The following is a 2,322-nucleotide window of genomic DNA, read 5'->3' on the forward strand; positions in this document are numbered from 1 at the left end:
GTCTTTTATACTGCCCTACCCGCCACCTGATGTCTTACTTGCGCCTATGGTGCTTAAAAAACCAGAGAAAGCCTATCAATTTACATTAATTTGCACAGCTCTATCGGTATTAGGGGGTGTGGTTGGTTATTTTTTAGGTGCATTATTGATCGATGTTATTCAACCGTTGTTGGTCAAACTACATTATATTGATAAACTTGAAACAGTAAAAACATGGTTTGCAGAATATGGCATTTGGATTGTGGCACTTGCAGGATTTTCACCAATGCCCTATAAAATATTTACCCTCGGGGCAGGTATTGCTAATATGGCGCTTTTACCGTTTATACTAATATCATTGCTAGCCAGAGGTACACGATTTTTCTTAGTGGCATTTTTTGTTAAAAAACTCGGTGATGCCTGTGATATTTGGCTAAAAAAATACATTGACCGTCTAGGTTATATTTTGATTATTATCATTGCATTAGGATTGTGGTATGCTAAATAAACTGATTATTGTTTTTATTTCTCTAGTGCTTACCAGCTGTTTTTTCGAAAAAACAAAAAAACCAGTGGTTATTATTGACAGGTCAACGGGTCAAGAAAATATAGATTTTGACCGCTTTTCTATCATCCCTCAACCAGAAGGTCAAACTGTTGATAGAAAGATTGATAAAAAAACAAACAGTGCGCTAATTCCTGTTGCTGGCAGAATCATTCAGACTTTTTCTAAGAACCATCAGGGTCTGAGTTTTGCGACAAATTTTGCTCAAGCAGTGCGTGCTGTTAAAGATGGTACGGTTGTTTATAGTGGCAATAAAAATAAAAAAAATGGTAAGACGATCATTATTAAACATGCACTAGGCTTTTACAGTTCTTATATGCAAAATCAAACCCTACAAGTGCAAAGTGGTGATAAAGTCAAGAAAGGACAGGTTATCGCAACTACTGGCAAAAATAACTTTTATTTTGAAATGAAAAAATTCGAAACACCTATTAACCCAATCAAATACCTAAAATAATATGGACTTCTTACAAAACTTAACGTTTTATCAAACTATTGGTGCCTTATTCGTCGCCGCCCTTATTGTGCATATCGCGACAAGTATCGTATTAAAACAACTGATCGCGCAAGCCGATAAAACTAAAAATCAATTGGATGATTACCTGCTTAAATCTATTTCTGCACCACTCAAAGCGTTAATCTGGTTTGCTTGGTTTTATCTTTCTATTAATGCACTCAAAGGCGAGGTTGCGTTACTAGTACCAGTGATTAAGTACATTGATATTCTTCCAATTTCTATCATTACTTGGGGCGTGCTACGGATAATATCTGGTATTGAATCTTATCTACTTGAACACAAGGATAGTGCTGATAAGGATTCTGTAAGGCTAATCGCTCGCTTAATTAAAATTCTAATTATTGCCTCTATTGTGCTTGGTGTTGCGCAATATTTTGGTTTCTCAATTTCTGGTCTACTGACTTTTGGTGGTGTTGGTGGCATTGTTATGGGTTTTGCTGCTAAAGATATGCTGTCAAATATCTTTGGTGGGTTGATGTTGCAAATGGACAGACCTTTTTCAACCGGTGATTGGATTCGCTCCAGTCAGTTTGAAGGCACGGTTGAAAAAATTGGCTGGCGTATGACGCGTATTCGCACTTTTAGCAAAAATCCAATTTATATTCCTAACTCAATTTTTGCCTCAATCCCGATTGAGACGCCATCGCGTATGACCAATCGCCGTATTAATGAAGTGATTGGCATTCGTTATGATGATATTGCAAAAATACCCGCTATTATCACCGAAGTAGAAGCGATGCTAAAAGCACACAAGGAAATCGACCAATCTCAAGCACTAAGAGTGTATTTTAATTACTTTAACGCCTCTTCTCTTGATTGTAACATTGTTGCCTTTACCAAGACCACTAGTAAAGACAAATATCAACAAGTGAAGCAAAAAATACTACTCAATATCGCAGATATTATTACCAAACACAAGGCAGAAATCGCCTACCCTACTCAGACCTTGCACATTCAAAAGTAACCACTATGAAAAAGCTATATATTCGCACTTTTGGGTGTCAAATGAACGAGTACGACAGCCAAAAAATGACCGATGTGCTAAAGCATTCGCACGCTTTAGAATTAACCGATGATGCACTTGAAGCAGATGTATTACTCATCAACACTTGCTCCATTCGTGAAAAAGCACAAGAAAAACTGTTTCACCAGCTCGGTCGGTGGAGAAAACTCAAAGAAAAAAATCCCAACTTAATCATTGGCGTCGGTGGCTGTGTCGCCTCACAAGAAGGGGAACTTATCTTAAAACGAGCCCCCTATG

3 protein-coding genes and 1 pseudogene are annotated in these 2,322 nt (G+C 37.5%); all 4 read left to right on the top strand.

Features of this window, described 5'->3' with window-relative positions; all coding sequences use genetic code 11:
* Positions 1 to 487: YqaA family protein (locus BBROOKSOX_RS10160; protein WP_139661626.1), on the top strand; the 487-nt coding region annotated here is incomplete at its 5' end.
* The gene (locus BBROOKSOX_RS10165) at positions 477 to 1,001 is read left to right on the top strand and encodes a M23 family metallopeptidase (RefSeq protein WP_139661628.1); all 525 of its coding nucleotides are present in this window, start codon (positions 477 to 479) and stop codon (positions 999 to 1,001) included. The genes BBROOKSOX_RS10160 and BBROOKSOX_RS10165, both read left to right, overlap by 11 nt.
* 1 nt (position 1,002) lies before the next feature.
* Positions 1,003 to 2,025 carry a mechanosensitive ion channel family protein gene (locus tag BBROOKSOX_RS10170; RefSeq protein WP_139661630.1) on the top strand — a complete coding sequence of 341 codons (1,023 nt, stop codon included), beginning with the start codon at positions 1,003 to 1,005 and terminating at the stop codon, positions 2,023 to 2,025.
* A 5-nt stretch (positions 2,026 to 2,030) separates the two neighbouring features.
* A pseudogene (locus BBROOKSOX_RS10175) lies at positions 2,031 to 2,322 on the top strand (tRNA (N6-isopentenyl adenosine(37)-C2)-methylthiotransferase MiaB); the annotation flags it as partial.

It is taken from the genome of bacterium endosymbiont of Bathymodiolus sp. 5 South (assembly GCF_900128535.1).
GTDB lineage: Bacteria > Pseudomonadota > Gammaproteobacteria > PS1 > Pseudothioglobaceae > Thiodubiliella.

Excerpts from the sequence above, each read along its gene's own strand:
- BBROOKSOX_RS10165 (WP_139661628.1), top strand. The coding sequence starts at position 477 with ATGCTAAATAAACTGATTATTGTTTTTATTTCTCTAGTGCTTACCAGC.
- BBROOKSOX_RS10170 (WP_139661630.1), top strand. The coding sequence starts at position 1,003 with ATGGACTTCTTACAAAACTTAACGTTTTATCAAACTATTGGTGCCTTA.